The organism is Rhodoferax sp. GW821-FHT09E07 (assembly GCF_059416145.1).
Genome location: NZ_JBWKOP010000002.1, coordinates 254,641 through 269,053, shown reverse-complemented (window position 1 = coordinate 269,053; position 14,413 = coordinate 254,641). Strand labels below are relative to the sequence as shown.

Here is a 14,413-nt window from a genome sequence, read left to right as displayed (position 1 = left end):
CTTTGATTAAAGGCTGCTACTAAAAGAGAAGCGGTATCCCCAATAAATACGAGGGGTAGAGGCTTATTTCTTGCGCAGCTTGGCCAGTTCGGTCTGGGTTTCGTTCCACAGGTCCATGCCCACGTCGGCACCGATCAGCGCATAGACGCGGGTCAGCTTGTCCCGCATGCGGGCCGATTCGGCGGGCGACAGCTCATTCACCTGCATGCCCTTGGCCTTGAGGTCGGCCACGGCCTTGGAGGCTTCGTCGCGGGTGTCCTTGCGTTCAAAGTCGCGGCTGGCGATCGCAGCGTCGCTGAGGATCTTTTGCTCATCCTTGGACAGCGTATCCCACCACTTCTTGCTGGCCATCACGATCCAGGGGCTGTACACGTGGTTGGTCACCGTCATGTACTTCTGCACTTCGTAGAACTTGCTGGAGAGGATGGTGTTGAACGGGTTTTCCTGGCCGTCTACGGTGTTGGTTTCCAGCGCGCTGAACAGCTCGGAGAACGCCATGGGTACGGCATTCGCGCCCAGGGTCTTGAAGCTTTCCAGGAATACGTTGTTCTGCATGACGCGCAGCTTGATGCCGCCCAGGTCTTCCATCTTGGTAATGGCGCGCTTGCTGTTGGTCAGGTTGCGGAAGCCGTTTTCCCAGTAGGCCAGACCTACGAGGCCCTTGTCCTGCAGCTTGGCGCGAATCTTGTCACCGATGGGCCCATCCAGCAGGGCGTCAGCTTCCTTGGCGTTGCTGATGAGAAACGGCGTGTCCCACAGCGCCATCTCTTTGGTGATGCCCACCAGGGTGGCAGTGGATCCCACCATCATTTCCTGCGCGCCGCCGATGAGCGAGTTTTGCATTTGTACGTCGGGGCCCAGCGCGGAGGCACCGATGGCGCGCACTTTCATCTTGCCGCCCGAGGCTTTTTCCACGGCTTCGGCAAACACCTTGGAGGCGCGGCCCTGGTTGCTTTGCTCGTTCAGGCCATAGCCAAAGCGGATGATGCGTGGTTTGATGTCTTGCGCCAGCGTGGCAAACGAGGCACTGAGCAGTGCGGCACTGGCGGCTGCCACCAGGGTGCGTCGTAGCAGGGTGGGAAGGTGGGTCATGGTTGTCTCCTGGGGTTATGGGTGGGAACGGAGGGCTAGCGCATCCACGCCACGGGCGCGGTCACGATTTGTGGGAACAGCACAAAGAGGAACAGGATCAGCGTGTAGGTGATGAGGAAGGGGTTGACCCCCTTGATGACCTGGTGCAGCGGCAGCCGCCCCACACCGGCCACGACGTTCAGCACGGTGCCCACTGGCGGGGTGATGAGGCCAATGGCGCCGTTCAGCACAAACATCAGGCCGAAGTACACCGGGTCGATGCCTGCCTTCACGGCAATGGGCAGCATCACGGGCGCGAAGATCAGGATGGTAGGTGTCAGGTCCAGCGCGGTCCCCACGATGATGAGCACCACCATCATCACAGTCATGAGCAGGCGCGGACTGTTCACCAGCGGCCCCAGCCAGCCGGTCAGCACACCGGGCAGATCGGCCAGCGTGATCATGTAGCTGGCCACCTGGGCGCCGGCACACAGGAACATGACGATGGCCGTGGTCTTGGCGGCACGCACCAGCACGCCGTGCACTTCGGGCAGGCGCATCTCGCGGTGAACAAACAGGGCCACCATCAGGGCATAGAACGCGGCGACCACGGCGGCCTCGGTGGGCGTGAACACGCCGGTCTTCATGCCACCAATGATGATGATGGGCATGAGCATGGCCCAGAAGGCCTTGAGCGTGGCCTGCAGCCGTTCGCGCATGGGCAGTGGTTGGCCAGCGGGCAAGTCAATCTTTCGCAGCACCAGCTTCCAAGCCACGATCAGGCCCACGCCCATGATCAGCCCGGGCACGATGCCGGAGATGAACAGCGCGGAGATCGAGGTGTTGGTGGTCACGCCGTAAATCACAAACGGCATGCTGGGCGGAATGATGGGCGCGATGATGCCGCCCGAGGCAATCAGCCCGGCCGAGGTGTTCATGGGGTAGCCTTGCTGGCGCATCATGGGCATGAGAATGGTGGCCAATGCGGCCGTGTCCGCCAGGGCCGAGCCACTCATGCTGGCCATCAGCACCGCCGCGCCAATCGCCACGAAGCCCAGGCCGCCGCGAATGTGGCCGACCCACGCCTGCGCCATGGCAATGATGCGCCGGCTGATCCCGCCGGAGTTCATCAACTCCCCGGCCAGGATGAAGAAGGGCACGGCCAGGAGCGGAAAGCTGTCCACCCCGGCGACCAGGTTTTGGGCCAGCAACTGCGTATCCCAGAAGTCGAGCACCCAGGCCATGCCGGCGCCGGTCAGCACCAGCGCCAGGCCCATGTTCATGCCAATGCCCATCAGGGCCAGCATGCCAAAGCAAAAAACCAGAAAGGCGAGACCTTCGTTGCTCATGGTGTTCAGTCCAGTTCTGCGCCGTGGCCCAAGTCCAGCGGCGTGCGTTTCACAAGTTCAAGGAAGGCCATCAATCCGATGGCGACCGAGCACAGCAGGGCTGGCAGCGGTAGCAGCAAATTGGGGTAGCCCATGACCACGGAGTAACTGCCCCAGCCCACCACCGCCTGTTGCCAGGCGCCTACGCCCAGCAGCACGCAGGCCAGCAGCACCAGCAGCCGTATCAGCGCCGTCATGGCGGCCATGGCGAACGGGCGTTGTTGCAGTGCGCCCACCAGGCTGGTGAAGGCCATGTGTTCGCCCAGCGGGTAGGCCGCTGTGGCGCCGATGAACACCATCCAGACAAACAGCAGGCGGGAGAGTTCTTCGCTGGCGGCCACGCCGCTGCCAAAGCCATAGCGCAGCACCACGTTGACGAATACGGCCACGGCCATCACGCCCAGGCACAGGGCAAGCAGGTGGTTGGACCAGCGCTGAAAACGGTTTAGGGGGAGGGGGGTCATACGGCCTCGGTAGTGGAGACCAGCCACGCGCTGACCTCGGTTTGCAAATCGGCCAGCGGGCGCAGCGCATCCACGCGCAATACACCAGGCTCGCCCACGGGCGACTCCAGCGTGGCGAACTGGTTGTCCACCAGGCTGCTGGAAAAAAAGTGGGATGGCGCGCGGGCCACTACGCGCGCCTGGGCGTGGGCCTTGTCGATGTCCATGAATACGAAGCGCAGGGCGGGTGCGGCCTGGCGCAGGCGTTCGCGGTAGCTGCGCTTGAGGGCCGAGCAAGTCACGACCAGTCCTTGCGGCTGGGCGTGCAGGGCGCTGGCCAGCGTGGCCAGCCACCCTTCCCGGTCAGCATCGGTCAGGGCAATGCCCTGGCGCATTTTTTCGCGGCTGGCAGGGCTGTGGTAGTCGTCGCCCTCCAGCAGCGTGAGATGGCAGGCCTGCGCAACAACCGCTGCCAGACTGGACTTGCCGCAACCGGCGACTCCCATGATGACGATGGACTGCATGTGTGCGATGTATTTGGATAGCGCTATCTTATGGCTCGAATTTTCAATCAAGGGGTGGTACTTTCCCTAGAGACTGCTGAAACAGACAAAAAAAGGGCCGGTGAAAACCGGCCCTTGTTAGGTGCGTCGCCTGTGCGGCTTACTTGATGTCCACGCCGTAGAAGGTGTGTTTGGCAAAGGGGCTGAGCTTGTAGTCCACCACCTCTTTGCGCACGGGGGCCAACTGCACCGCGTGGGCAATGGTGAACCAGGGCGCTTGTTCCTTGAAGATCACCTGGGCTTTTTCGTACAGCTTGGTGCGCTCTGCGGGGTTGGACACCACCTTGGCTTTTTGCACCAGGTCTTCAAACGGCTGGTAGCAGAACTTGGCCACGTTGGAGCCGTTGCTCTTGGCCGAAGCGCAGCCCAGCAGGGTGTTCAGGAAGTTGTCGGGGTCACCGTTGTCGCCGGTCCAACCCAGCATGCCCATTTGGTGCTCGCCGTTTTGCATGCGCTTGCGGTACTCGCCCCATTCAAAGCTTTTGATCTCGGCGGTCACGCCCACCTTGGCCAGGTCAGCCTGCATCAGCTCGGCAATGCGCTTCGCATTGGGGTTGTAGGGGCGTTGCACGGGCATGGCCCACAGGTCGGTGGTGAAGCCGTTCGGGTAGCCAGCGGCGGCCAGCAGCTTCTTGGCTTCAGCGGGGTTGTAGGCGTCGTCCTTCAAGGCCTTGTTGTACGACCATTGGCCCGGCGGAATCGGGTTGGTGGCGGCAATGCCGGTGCTCAGGTACACCGCTGACACGATGGCCTTCTTGTCGATGGCCATGTTGATGGCTTTGCGCACGCGCACGTCGTCAAAGGGCTTCTTCGTTGTGTTGTAGGCCAGGTATCCAATGTTCAAGCCTGGTTGCTCCAGCACGGTGACCTTGGCGTCCTTGCGCATGGCGTCCAGATCGGCGGGGTTGGGGTAGGGCATGACATGGCATTCCCCCTTTTGCAGCTTGGCCCAGCGCACCGACGCATCCGGTGTGATGGAGAAGATCAGGTCGTCCACCTTGGCCTTGCCCGCCCAGTACTGGGGAAAGGCCTTGAAGCGGATCAACGCATCCTTCTGGTACTGCACCACCTGGAAAGGGCCGGTACCCAGCGGGTCCTGATCAATCTTCTCCGGGGTGCCAGCCTTCAGCATGGCAATTGCGTATTCCTTGGACTGCACACCGGCAAACTGCATCGCCAGGTTGGCCAGGAAAGGCGCTTCCGGGTTGTTGAGTGTGATCTTGACGGTGTACTCGTCCACCTTCTCCACGGTCTTGAGCAGCGCAGGCATGCCCATGTCGCCGAAGTAAGCGTGGTTGGAACTGGTCACCTTGAAGTAGGGGTCGTTCTCTTTCCACTGGCGTTCGATCATGAACATCACGTCGTCGGCGTTGAAGTCACGGCTGGGTTTGAAGTTTTTATTCGACTGCCACTTCACCCCCTTGCGCAGCTTGAAGACGTATTCCAGCCCATCTTTGGAGATGGTCCAGCTCTCTGCCAAGGCGGGTACCACCTTGGTGCCGCCGCGCTCGAACTGCACCAGGTTGTCGTAAATCTGTTCGGTTACGTCAAACGAGGTGCCGGTGGTGTTGACACCGGGGTAGAAGTTTTCGGGGCTACCTTCCGAACAGTACACCAGGGTCTTGGCGGCCACAGGTGTCAGGGCCAAGGCCGCAGGCAATGCCAGCGCGCACAGCCAGGCACTTTTGGTGCGGCGTGTGGCAGCGGCTTTCTTCAGGTTGGGGGTCATGGGGTTTACTCCTCTGAGGTGATGCTGCCTATGCAGCGGGTTGGCTAAACGTGTGGGCTTCGTGGCAGGCAACCAGCCTGCCATCCAGCATTTGCAGTTCTGGGCGCTCGCTGTGACAACGCGCATTGGCGTGCGGGCAGCGCGTGGAAAACACGCAGCCTGCAGGTGGGTTCAACGGTGAAGGAAGCTCGCCCTTGAGCACGATGCGCTGGCCTTTGCCGGGGCCGTGCATGCCGGGTGTGGAGGCCATGAGTGCGCGGGTGTAGGGGTGCAGCGGGCGCTCGAACAGCGTGGCCTTGTCGCCTTGTTCCACCACTTGGCCCAGGTACATGACCAGCACATCGTGGGCAATGTGGCGCACCACACCCAGGTCGTGCGAGATGAACAAGTAAGCCAAGCCCAGCTCGCTTTGCAGGTCGGCCAGCAGGTTCAGCACCTGTGCCTGGATGGACACGTCCAGCGCGGAAACGGGCTCATCCGCCACCACGAGCGCCGGGTCCAGCATCAGCGCGCGCGCAATGGCAATGCGCTGGCGCTGGCCGCCGGAGAACATGTGCGGGTAGCGGTCGTAGTGCTCGGGGCGCAGGCCCACCTTGGCCAGCATGGCACGGGCCTTGTCCTGGCGCTGCGCCGCAGTCAAACGGGTGTTGATCTCGAGTGGGCCCTCCAGAATCTGGCCAATGCGCTTGCGCGGGTTCAATGAGCCATAGGGGTTCTGGAACACCAGCTGCACTTTTTGGCGCAGCAGTTTTTTTTGGGCCAGGTCAGCGTGGGCGGTCTCCACCCCGGCCAACGTCAATTGCCCCTCGGTAGGAGATTCGATCAGGGACACTATGCGCGCCAGTGTGGATTTGCCGCAGCCCGATTCACCCACCACGGCCAGCGTGCGGCCCGGCATGACCGAGAACGACACACCGGCCACGGCCTGCAATTGGTCCGGCGCGCGCAGAAAACCGCGGCGAATGGTGTACACCTGCCGAAGGCCCTGTGCCTGGACGACCGGGGTCAGTTTTGGGATTGCGGGGGCGCTCATGCAGCCACCTCGTCTGCGTTCAAGGCGAAGTGGCATCGCACCTGCCCGCCTGGCCACGGCGTGAGGGCTGGGCGCTGGTCACAGGCGCCTTCGCGCGAATGGCGGCAGCGTGGCATGAACAGGCAGCCGTTGGGGCGGTCATGCAGGCCGGGCACCATGCCGGGGATGGTGTTCAGACGGCTCTGGTGCAGGCTGCGTTCGGGCATGGCCGCAAGCAGCGCTTCGGTGTAAGGGTGGGCCGGCGCTGCAAACAGTGCATCGGCACTGCGCTCTTCCATCACCTGACCGGCATACATCACGGCGACGCGCTGCGCCATGTCCGACACCACGCCCATGTTGTGGGTGATCAGAACCAGTGCCATGCCGCGGTCTTTTTGCAGGGTCTTGAGCAGGTCCAGGATCTGCGCCTGGATCGTTACGTCCAGTGCGGTGGTGGGTTCGTCCGCAATCAGCAACTTGGGGTTGCAGGCAATGGCCATGGCAATCATCACCCGCTGGCTCATGCCGCCCGACAACTGGTGCGGGTAGACCTTGAGGCGACTCTCGGGGGCCGGAATGCCGACCTGTTCCAACAACTCAATCGAGCGTTTGTGGGCGGCCTTGCGGTCCATGCCCAGGTGCAGCTTCAAGGTCTCGGCCAACTGGTAGCCCACCGTGAAGCAGGGATTCAGGCTGGTGGTGGGGTCCTGAAAAATCATGGCCATGTCTTTGCCGGTGAAGCGGCGGCGCTCGCGCTCGCTCAGGCCCAGCAGGTCATGGCCGTCAAAGCGCAGCGTCTTGGCCTGCACCCGGCCGGGATAGGCCACCAGGCCCATCAGCGCCATCATGGTCACGCTTTTGCCTGAGCCGGATTCACCCACCACGCCCAATACCTCACCCGCATCGAGCGAGAGGCTCACGTCCTGGACTGCATGCATCACGCCGCTGTGCGACGGAAACTCGACGGAGAGGTTTTCAATTTCCAGCAGGGCCATGATGGGGTCCGGATTCGCGGGTCAGCGTTTGAGCTTGGGGTCCAGCGCATCGCGCAGGCCATCGCCCAGCAGGTTGAACGCCAGCACGGTGATCAAAATGGCCAAGCCCGGGAAGGTCACGACCCACCAGGCGCGCAGCACAAACTCTCGCGCATCGGCCAGCATGGTGCCCCACTCGGGCGAGGGTGGTTGTGCCCCCAGACCCAGAAAGCCCAGCGCGGCAGCATCCAGAATGGCGGTGGAAATGCCCAGCGAGGCCTGCACGATCAGCGGTGCTGTGCAGTTGGGCAGCACCTCGCTGAACATCAGGCGCAGATGCCCGGCCCCTGTCATGCGTGCGGCGGTTACGTAGTCGCGCGACGTCTCAGCAATCACTGCGGCGCGGGTAATGCGCACATAGTGCGGCAGCACCACGATGGAGACGGCCAGCATGGCGTTCACCAAGCCCGGCCCCAGGATGGCCACGATCACGATAGCTAACAGCAGGCTGGGCAGGGTCAGGATGATGTCCATCATCCGCATGATGGCGATCTCCAGCAGGCCTTTGAAATAGCCCGCCAGCAGACCCAGCACCGTGCCCAGCACCACCGAGAGGGACACCACGGCCATGCCAATCACCAGTGAGAGGCGCGCGCCATGCATGAGGCGCGACAGCACATCGCGGCCGATGGCGTCGGTGCCCAGCAGGTGCGCCGTGGACCCACCGGTCTGCCAGAACGGCGGCGAGAGAAACACCGTGTTGTCGGTGAGGTCGGGCGGGTAGGGGGCCAACCAGGGGGCCAGCAATGCCACCAGCAACACCAGGACCACCACGGCCAAACCGGCCAGCGCACCACGGTTGGTTTTGAAGTAGAGCCAGAAATCCTGCACAGGGTGAAGGGGCTGCACCGACGCGGGCATGGGCAAGCTGGGCGAGGACATTATTTTTGGTGCCGGATGCGGGGATTGATGATGCCGTAGGTGATATCCACAAGCAAGTTCACGGCCATAACAATCACACCCAGTAACAACATTCCGCCTTGCAGCACGGGGTAGTCACGGCGGGCAATGGCCTCAATGAGCCACTTGCCTACACCTGGCCAGGAGAAGATGGTTTCGGTCAGGATGGCGCCGGTGAACAACACACCCACTTGCAGGCCAATCACGGTGACCACGGGAATCAGCGCATTGCGCAGCGCATGCACGGCCACCACGCGCAGGCCCGTGAGGCCCTTGGCACGCGCGGTGCGGATGTAGTCTTCGCCCATCACTTCGAGCATGGCCGAGCGGGTCATGCGCGCAATCACCGCCAGTGGGTTGGTGCCCAGCACGATGGTGGGCAAGATCAGGTGTGTGCAAGCTGACCAGAAGGCGCCCTTGTCTTCGGACAGCAGGCTGTCGATCAGCAAAAATCCTGTGGTGGGCTCGATGAAGTATTCCACCGCGATGCGGCCCGACACAGGTGTCCAGTCCAGTTGCACCGAGAACAGCAGGATCAGCAGCAGGCCCCACCAGAAGATGGGCATGGAGTAGCCGGCCAGTGATACCCCCATGACACCGTGGTCGAGAAACGAATTGCGTTTGACGGCGGCCAGAATGCCGGCCGGAATGCCGATCAGCAGTGCGAAGACGATGGCGCACAGTGCGAGCTCGATGGTCGCAGGGAACAGCGCTGCGAACTCGCTGAGCACGGGTTCCTGCGTGATGATGGATTTGCCCAGATCGCCCTTGAGCACTTTGCCGATGTAGATGCCGTACTGCATCATGACCGGCTGGTCCAGACCATAGGCCTTGAGCAGTACCGCATGGCGGGTGGCGTCAATGCCGCGCTCACCGGCCAGCGTCTCGATCGGATCACCCGGCACCAGCCGGATCAGAAAGAAGGCGAGCAAGGTCATCCCGAAAAAGGTGGGGATGATGAGGCTCAGTCGCGTAAGTAAGAAGCGCAGCATGAAGGGGCGGATTCTAGGCGTGCACCGCGGTGCAAAACCGGAGTTGAAACCTATAAAGACTAGTGAGTTTCCCTTATGGTGCCAAGCACCAGTCGTGCCAAGCGCGCAACCAATGGCATAAAAAAAGGCCGGGGTTAGCCGGCCTTTTTTGCGTTGTGCAAGTAGTGCTTACTTGAGGTGCTTGCCGATCAGGCCAGCCATCTCAAACATGGAGACTTGCGCCTTGCCGAAGACTTCCTTCAGCTTGGCATCTGCATTGATCATGCGCTTGTTGACAGCGTCTTGCAGTTTGTTCTTCTTGATGTATGTCCACAGCTTGCTCACCACTTCGGTGCGGGGCAGAGCAGCTGCACCGACCACAGCCGCCAATGCGGAGCTCGGAGTCAGAGCCTTCATGAACGCGGCGTTCACGGTGCGCTTCTTGGCGGGAGCCTTCTTGGCTGCTACCTTTTTAGCGGGAGCCGCTTTCTTGGCGGGAGCCGCCTTCTTTGCGGGTGCTGCTTTCACAGCGGCCTTTTTCGCGGGAGCGGCTGCCTTCTTAGCAGGAGCCGCCTTCTTTGCGGGTGCGGCTTTTTTTGCCGGTGCTTTTTTCGCAGTTGCCATGATTGATTGTCCTTCTAGAAGATTGATTAATCACCAGCAAAAAACTGCTTCTTCACTGGTACTGCGGATGCTAATGGCAAAAAAGCGCGTTTCCAAGGGAGAAACTGCATTTTTCCCTCGGGGATGTTGTTTTTTTCATTGGAGAATAGCCCGCAACGCTGAAAAGGAGTGCCCCCAGATGACCCAGCCATTTACAACCTGTGACCTTTGCGATGCCCACAAGGGCGACACTTCGGGCGTGTTTCGGGTGCTGCCGCCGGTGTTTCGCGACTTCGGCAAGGTGCTGAAATTTGCCGGTCCTGTGGTCACGGTGAAGTGCTTTGAGGACAACACGCTGGTGAAAGCTGCGGTGGATTCACAAGGCTGGCTGGACACTCCCGCAGGGCGTGTGGCCCAGGTGCTGGTGGTCGATGGCGGAGGCTCATTGCGCAAGGCTTTGCTCGGTGGCAACCTGGGTGCTGCGGCCGCCCGCAATGGCTGGGCAGGTGTTGTCATCGACGGTTGTGTGCGTGACACCGCAGAGCTGGCGCAGCAAGCAGTGGGCATACGTGCGCTGGCGGCCATGCCGCTGCCTACCGAGAAACGTAACCAGGGGCAAACCGGTGTGCCCGTGCAGTTGCAGGGCGTGTGGGTGCGTCCTGGCGACTGGCTTTACGCCGACGAAGACGGCATCGTGGTGTCGACTACGCCGTTGGTGTAACCGCAGCGCTGCGGGAGGGCAGGGTGGCTAGCACCACGCCCAAGAGTGCAATACCAAACGCCAGCATCTGCATGCCGCCCAGGTGTTCGCCCAGCACCAGCACACCCACCAGTGCGGCCGAGATGGGCAGCATCACCGTGAAGACGCCAGCGCGAGCTGCGGGCACGGTCTTCAGGCCCGTCATCCACAGCCACACGGTCCACACACTGGCGGCCAGCGCATAGAACACCAGCAGCACCCAGGAGCCCATGGCCACCGAGGCGAAGTTGAAGCGCCACGCCATGTACAGGCCCATGGGCGTCATGAGCGCAAAGCCCCAGAGGTTGATGAGCGCGGTGATGCGCTTGGGGGACAGGGCGCCCGTGAGCTTCTTGCCGATCACCGCATACGCTGCTTCGCAGAGCACGGCACCAAACACCAGCAAATTGCCCCACAGCAGTTGCTTGTGCGCCAAATCGCCCTCTGGCCCCGATGAACCGTGCGCCGACAGCTCTCCTTTTGATAGCGCCAGCAAACCGATGCCGAGCGCGCTGCAGGCCACCGCTGCCCACGTGCGCAAGCCAATGCGCTCCTTCAGGAAGACCCAGCTCATGAGCGCCACCACCGCGGGAATGGACGCCATGATCACGCCCGCGGACACGGCTGTGGTCATGCTCACACCAAACAGCATGCAGATCGAAAACAGGAAGTTGCCCAAGAGCGACTCCAGAAACACCAGCTTGCGCGTGGCCGGTGTCATGGGCAGTTCAGTTGCGGGGCGCTTGAGCCAGTGCACCATCGCCAGCCCACCGATGCCAAAGCGCAGCCAGGCCAGCAGAAACACGGGAAGGGCTGCGACCAGCGGTTTGGACAAGGCCACATAGCTGCCAACCAGGGACATGCTGAGTGCCAGAAGACTGTAGGCGATCCAGCGTGGGGGATGGGCAAGGACAGCGGGGGCGTGGGTCATGCAAGAGGGCGTGCGGTGGGAATGAAGCGCACGACGATACACCATGGCAAAGGCGGCCTTGGTCAGGGCAGGGCCATGCACTTGGGTGGTGCATTTATGCAGCACAATGGCATCAGGCTCTTGTAGCCAAGCCAGCACCGCGTTGCCACCCGCGATGGGCACGCCTCTTGCGGTGCATACAGCAAGGAGTAGGGAATGAGTGAAAACAAACCAATGAACTTCAACGATCTGGAGCAATGGCTCAATGAACGGCGAGTGACGGAGGTGGAATGTCTGGTGCCCGACTTGACGGGCGTAGCGCGCGGAAAAATCTTGCCGCGCGCCAAGTTCACCGAAGACCGCGGCATGCGCCTGCCGCAAGGCATTGTGGCCATGGGGGTGACGGGCGAGTTTCCCGAGAGCGGCCCGTACTACGACGTGGTGGACCCCACCGACAAAGACATGCAACTCCGGCCCGACCCCTCCTCGGTACGCATTGTTCCCTGGGCCACCGACCCCACGGCGCAGGTGATTCACGACTGCTTTGACCACGAAGGCAAGCTGGTGTCCTTTGCCCCGCGCAGCGTACTGCGCCGCGTGTGTGACCTGTACGCGGCCGAAGGCCTGCAGCCTATCGTGGCGCCCGAGCTGGAGTTTTACCTCACGGCCCGCAACACCGATCCCAACACATTGCTGCGCGCGCCCATTGGCCGCAGCGGGCGCGCCGAGACCTCCCGCCAAGCCTATAGCATCGACGCAGTGAACGAGTTCGATCCGCTGTTTGAAGAGATCTACGACTATTCCGACAAGATGGAGCTCAACGTGGACACGCTGATTCACGAAGTGGGCGCCGGTCAGATGGAGATCAACTTTTTCCACAACCAGCCACTGGGCCTGGCGGACGAAGTGTTTTTCTTCAAGCGCACAGTGCGTGAGGCGGCCTTGCGCCACGACATGTATGCGACCTTCATGGCCAAGCCGATTGCGGGCGAGCCCGGCAGCGCCATGCACGTGCACCAAAGCCTGCTGAATGTGCAGACCGGCAAGAATGTGTTCAGCAATGAGGACGGTACGCCCTCCGAGTCTTTCTTTCACTACATCGGTGGTTTACAGCGCTACATTCCTGCGGCCATGGTGCTGGTGGCGCCCTATGTGAACAGCTACCGCCGCCTGTCGCGCAACACGGCGGCGCCCATCAACATCGAATGGGGCTACGACAACCGCACGGTGGGCATCCGCTCGCCGATTTCATCTCCCGCGGCGCGCCGGGTGGAGAACCGCGTCATCGGCGCCGACGCCAACCCCTATGTGGCCATGGCCATGACACTGGCCTGCGGCTACCTGGGGCTGAAAAACAGGATCAAGCCCAAGCCCGAAATGCGGGGCGATGCCTACTTGTCACCCTATGCATTGCCGCGCAGCCTGGGCGAGGCGCTGGATTGGCTGCGCAAGGAAAGCGACCTGCATGAGGTGTTGGGCAAGGAGTTCGTCACGGTCTACACCGAGATCAAGGAGCTGGAGTTTGACGAGTTCATGAAGGTGATCTCGCCATGGGAGCGGGAACACTTGTTGCTCCACGTCTGAGACCAATTCAATCCGCAAAGACTGCCATGACTACCTCTGTTGATACCGCCCTGATCCAGTCGCTGGACAGCGCGCATTTCCTGCATCCCTTCACCGATTTCAAGGACCTCTCCAGCCGGGGCGCCCGCGTGATTACGCGGGCTGAGGGGATCTATGTCTGGGACTCCGAGGGCCACCAGATTCTGGATGCCATGAGCGGCCTGTGGTGTGTGAATGTGGGCTATGGCCGCAAGGCCCTGGCCGATGCAGCCCATGCGCAGATGATGACGCTGCCCTACTACAACAGCTTCTTCCAGACCACCAATGTGCCAGCCGTGCAGTTGGCCGCGCGCCTGGCCTCCATGGCGCCCTCGGTGGGGGATCGCAGTTTTCAGCATGTGTTCTATTCCAGCAGCGGCAGCGAGAGCAATGATTCCAACGTACGCATGGTGCGCCGCTACTGGGACCTGCTGGGCCAACCGCAGCGCAAGGTCATCATTGGCCGCATCAATGGCTACCACGGCAGCACCATGGCTGGCGCGTCGCTGGGCGGCATGAGCGGCATGCATGCGCAGGGCGACTTGCCGATCCCCAACATCACCCACATTGAGCAGCCGTACTACTTTGAGAACGCGATTCCCGGCGAGTCGCGCGAGGAGTTTGGGGTACGGGCCGCGGGCTGGCTGGAGGCCAAGATCCTGGAGGTGGGGCCTGACAAGGTGGCGGCCTTCATTGCGGAGCCCCTGCAGGGTGCGGGCGGAGTGATTATTCCGCCGTCCACCTACTGGCCTGAGATCCAGCGCATCGTGGACAAGTACGGCATCCTGCTGATCAGCGACGAGGTGATTTGCGCTTTTGGCCGCCTCGGCCACTGGTTTGGCTACGAGAAGTTTGGCTATAAACCGGATCTGGTGACTTTTGCCAAGGCCATCACCAGCGGCTATGTGCCCCTGGGCGGTGTGATGGTGGGCAACCGCGTGGCCCGGGTGCTGATAGAGCAGGGCGGCGAGTTCACCCACGGCTACACCTACAGTGGTCATCCTGTGGCCTGCGCGGTCGCCATGGCCAATCTGGACATCATGGTGGCCGAACAACTGCCGCAAAAGGTGCACGGCGAGATGGGGGCCTACTTCGCACAGCGCTACGCCGAGCTGAACGACCACCCGCTGGTGGCCCACGCAGAGACCTGCGGCTTTGTGGGCGGGCTGGTGCTGGTGAAGAACAAGAAAACCCTGGAGCGTTTCCATGCCGACGACGGGGTGGGCATGATCTGCCGCGGCCATTGCTTTGGCAATGGCCTCATCATGCGGGCGGTGGGTGACCGGATGATCATTGCGCCGCCGTTGGTCATGACCCAAACTGATATTGACGAGCTGATGCGGCTGATCCATCTGGCCCTGGACCGCACTTTGGTGGATCTGAAGGCCCGAGGGCTGGTCTAAGCACTTCTATAATCTTTTGGTCTGTTTTTTGCTTCGCATATTTCT

The 14,413-nt window shown here is 61.8% G+C and carries 14 protein-coding genes; 3 read left to right on the top strand and 11 right to left on the bottom strand.

From position 1 onward, the window contains the following. Positions 1-63: 63 nt before the first annotated feature. From AC07OE_RS04485 to AC07OE_RS04440, 10 genes are all read right to left on the bottom strand, one after another. On the bottom strand, positions 64-1,092 hold the full coding sequence (locus AC07OE_RS04485) for a TRAP transporter substrate-binding protein (protein ID WP_495069366.1): 1,029 nt from the start codon (positions 1,090-1,092) through the stop codon (positions 64-66). Positions 1,093-1,127: 35 nt separating this feature from the next. Continuing rightward, positions 1,128-2,420 carry a TRAP transporter large permease gene (locus tag AC07OE_RS04480; RefSeq protein WP_495069365.1) on the bottom strand — a complete coding sequence of 431 codons (1,293 nt, stop codon included), beginning with the start codon at positions 2,418-2,420 and terminating at the stop codon, positions 1,128-1,130. A 5-nt stretch (positions 2,421-2,425) separates the two neighbouring features. Beyond that, positions 2,426-2,923 (bottom strand): TRAP transporter small permease subunit, encoded by a 498-nt coding sequence (locus AC07OE_RS04475; RefSeq protein WP_495069364.1) that lies wholly within the window; start codon positions 2,921-2,923, stop codon positions 2,426-2,428. After that, the gene (locus AC07OE_RS04470; protein ID WP_495069363.1) at positions 2,920-3,426 is read right to left on the bottom strand and encodes a gluconokinase; all 507 of its coding nucleotides are present in this window, start codon (positions 3,424-3,426) and stop codon (positions 2,920-2,922) included. The genes AC07OE_RS04475 and AC07OE_RS04470 overlap by 4 nt, the downstream gene beginning before the upstream one ends. 139 nt (positions 3,427-3,565) lie before the next feature. Continuing rightward, positions 3,566-5,194 (bottom strand): ABC transporter substrate-binding protein, encoded by a 1,629-nt coding sequence (locus AC07OE_RS04465; protein WP_495069362.1) that lies wholly within the window; start codon positions 5,192-5,194, stop codon positions 3,566-3,568. Between the two features lie 28 nt (positions 5,195-5,222). Then, entirely contained in the window at positions 5,223-6,227 is a 1,005-nt protein-coding gene (locus AC07OE_RS04460) for a dipeptide ABC transporter ATP-binding protein (protein ID WP_495069361.1), read from the bottom strand. After that, positions 6,224-7,201 carry an ABC transporter ATP-binding protein gene (locus AC07OE_RS04455; RefSeq protein WP_495069360.1) on the bottom strand — a complete coding sequence of 326 codons (978 nt, stop codon included), beginning with the start codon at positions 7,199-7,201 and terminating at the stop codon, positions 6,224-6,226. The genes AC07OE_RS04460 and AC07OE_RS04455 overlap by 4 nt, the downstream gene beginning before the upstream one ends. A gap of 21 nt (positions 7,202-7,222) precedes the next feature. Then, the gene (locus AC07OE_RS04450; RefSeq protein WP_495069359.1) at positions 7,223-8,122 is read right to left on the bottom strand and encodes an ABC transporter permease subunit; all 900 of its coding nucleotides are present in this window, start codon (positions 8,120-8,122) and stop codon (positions 7,223-7,225) included. Next, positions 8,122-9,132: an ABC transporter permease subunit gene (locus AC07OE_RS04445; protein ID WP_495069358.1), complete on the bottom strand. Its 1,011-nt coding sequence runs from the start codon at positions 9,130-9,132 to the stop codon at positions 8,122-8,124. Before AC07OE_RS04445 ends, AC07OE_RS04450 begins: the two co-directional genes overlap by 1 nt. A gap of 168 nt (positions 9,133-9,300) precedes the next feature. Next, complete coding sequence (locus AC07OE_RS04440; RefSeq protein WP_294769943.1) at positions 9,301-9,735, bottom strand: SWIB/MDM2 domain-containing protein; 435 nt, start codon at positions 9,733-9,735, stop codon at positions 9,301-9,303. Between the two features lie 178 nt (positions 9,736-9,913). On the opposite strand from AC07OE_RS04440, the gene rraA reads away from it, so the two are divergent. Beyond that, positions 9,914-10,435: a ribonuclease E activity regulator RraA gene (gene rraA / locus AC07OE_RS04435; protein WP_495069357.1), complete on the top strand. Its 522-nt coding sequence runs from the start codon at positions 9,914-9,916 to the stop codon at positions 10,433-10,435. On the opposite strand, the gene AC07OE_RS04430 is transcribed toward rraA, so the two are convergent. After that, on the bottom strand, positions 10,419-11,384 hold the full coding sequence (locus AC07OE_RS04430) for a DMT family transporter (protein WP_495069603.1): 966 nt from the start codon (positions 11,382-11,384) through the stop codon (positions 10,419-10,421). The genes rraA and AC07OE_RS04430 overlap by 17 nt on opposite strands. Positions 11,385-11,579: 195 nt before the next feature. On the opposite strand from AC07OE_RS04430, the gene AC07OE_RS04425 reads away from it, so the two are divergent. Both AC07OE_RS04425 and AC07OE_RS04420 read left to right on the top strand, forming a co-directional pair. Next, positions 11,580-12,947, top strand: coding sequence for a glutamine synthetase family protein (locus AC07OE_RS04425; protein WP_495069356.1), 1,368 nt, complete (start codon positions 11,580-11,582; stop codon positions 12,945-12,947). A 26-nt stretch (positions 12,948-12,973) separates the two neighbouring features. Continuing rightward, a complete protein-coding gene (locus AC07OE_RS04420) occupies positions 12,974-14,368 on the top strand; it encodes an aspartate aminotransferase family protein (protein WP_495069355.1) in 1,395 nt (464 codons plus the stop codon). Positions 14,369-14,413 lie beyond the last annotated feature (45 nt).

Excerpts from the sequence above, each read along its gene's own strand:
- AC07OE_RS04460 (WP_495069361.1), bottom strand. The coding sequence starts at position 6,227 with ATGAGCGCCCCCGCAATCCCAAAACTGACCCCGGTCGTCCAGGCACAG.
- AC07OE_RS04465 (WP_495069362.1), bottom strand. The coding sequence starts at position 5,194 with ATGACCCCCAACCTGAAGAAAGCCGCTGCCACACGCCGCACCAAAAGT.
- AC07OE_RS04445 (WP_495069358.1), bottom strand. The coding sequence starts at position 9,132 with ATGCTGCGCTTCTTACTTACGCGACTGAGCCTCATCATCCCCACCTTT.
- AC07OE_RS04450 (WP_495069359.1), bottom strand. The coding sequence starts at position 8,122 with ATGTCCTCGCCCAGCTTGCCCATGCCCGCGTCGGTGCAGCCCCTTCAC.
- AC07OE_RS04440 (WP_294769943.1), bottom strand. The coding sequence starts at position 9,735 with ATGGCAACTGCGAAAAAAGCACCGGCAAAAAAAGCCGCACCCGCAAAG.
- AC07OE_RS04470 (WP_495069363.1), bottom strand. The coding sequence starts at position 3,426 with ATGCAGTCCATCGTCATCATGGGAGTCGCCGGTTGCGGCAAGTCCAGT.
- AC07OE_RS04485 (WP_495069366.1), bottom strand. The coding sequence starts at position 1,092 with ATGACCCACCTTCCCACCCTGCTACGACGCACCCTGGTGGCAGCCGCC.
- AC07OE_RS04425 (WP_495069356.1), top strand. The coding sequence starts at position 11,580 with ATGAGTGAAAACAAACCAATGAACTTCAACGATCTGGAGCAATGGCTC.
- rraA (WP_495069357.1), top strand. The coding sequence starts at position 9,914 with ATGACCCAGCCATTTACAACCTGTGACCTTTGCGATGCCCACAAGGGC.
- AC07OE_RS04430 (WP_495069603.1), bottom strand. The coding sequence starts at position 11,384 with ATGACCCACGCCCCCGCTGTCCTTGCCCATCCCCCACGCTGGATCGCC.
- AC07OE_RS04480 (WP_495069365.1), bottom strand. The coding sequence starts at position 2,420 with ATGAGCAACGAAGGTCTCGCCTTTCTGGTTTTTTGCTTTGGCATGCTG.
- AC07OE_RS04420 (WP_495069355.1), top strand. The coding sequence starts at position 12,974 with ATGACTACCTCTGTTGATACCGCCCTGATCCAGTCGCTGGACAGCGCG.
- AC07OE_RS04455 (WP_495069360.1), bottom strand. The coding sequence starts at position 7,201 with ATGGCCCTGCTGGAAATTGAAAACCTCTCCGTCGAGTTTCCGTCGCAC.
- AC07OE_RS04475 (WP_495069364.1), bottom strand. The coding sequence starts at position 2,923 with ATGACCCCCCTCCCCCTAAACCGTTTTCAGCGCTGGTCCAACCACCTG.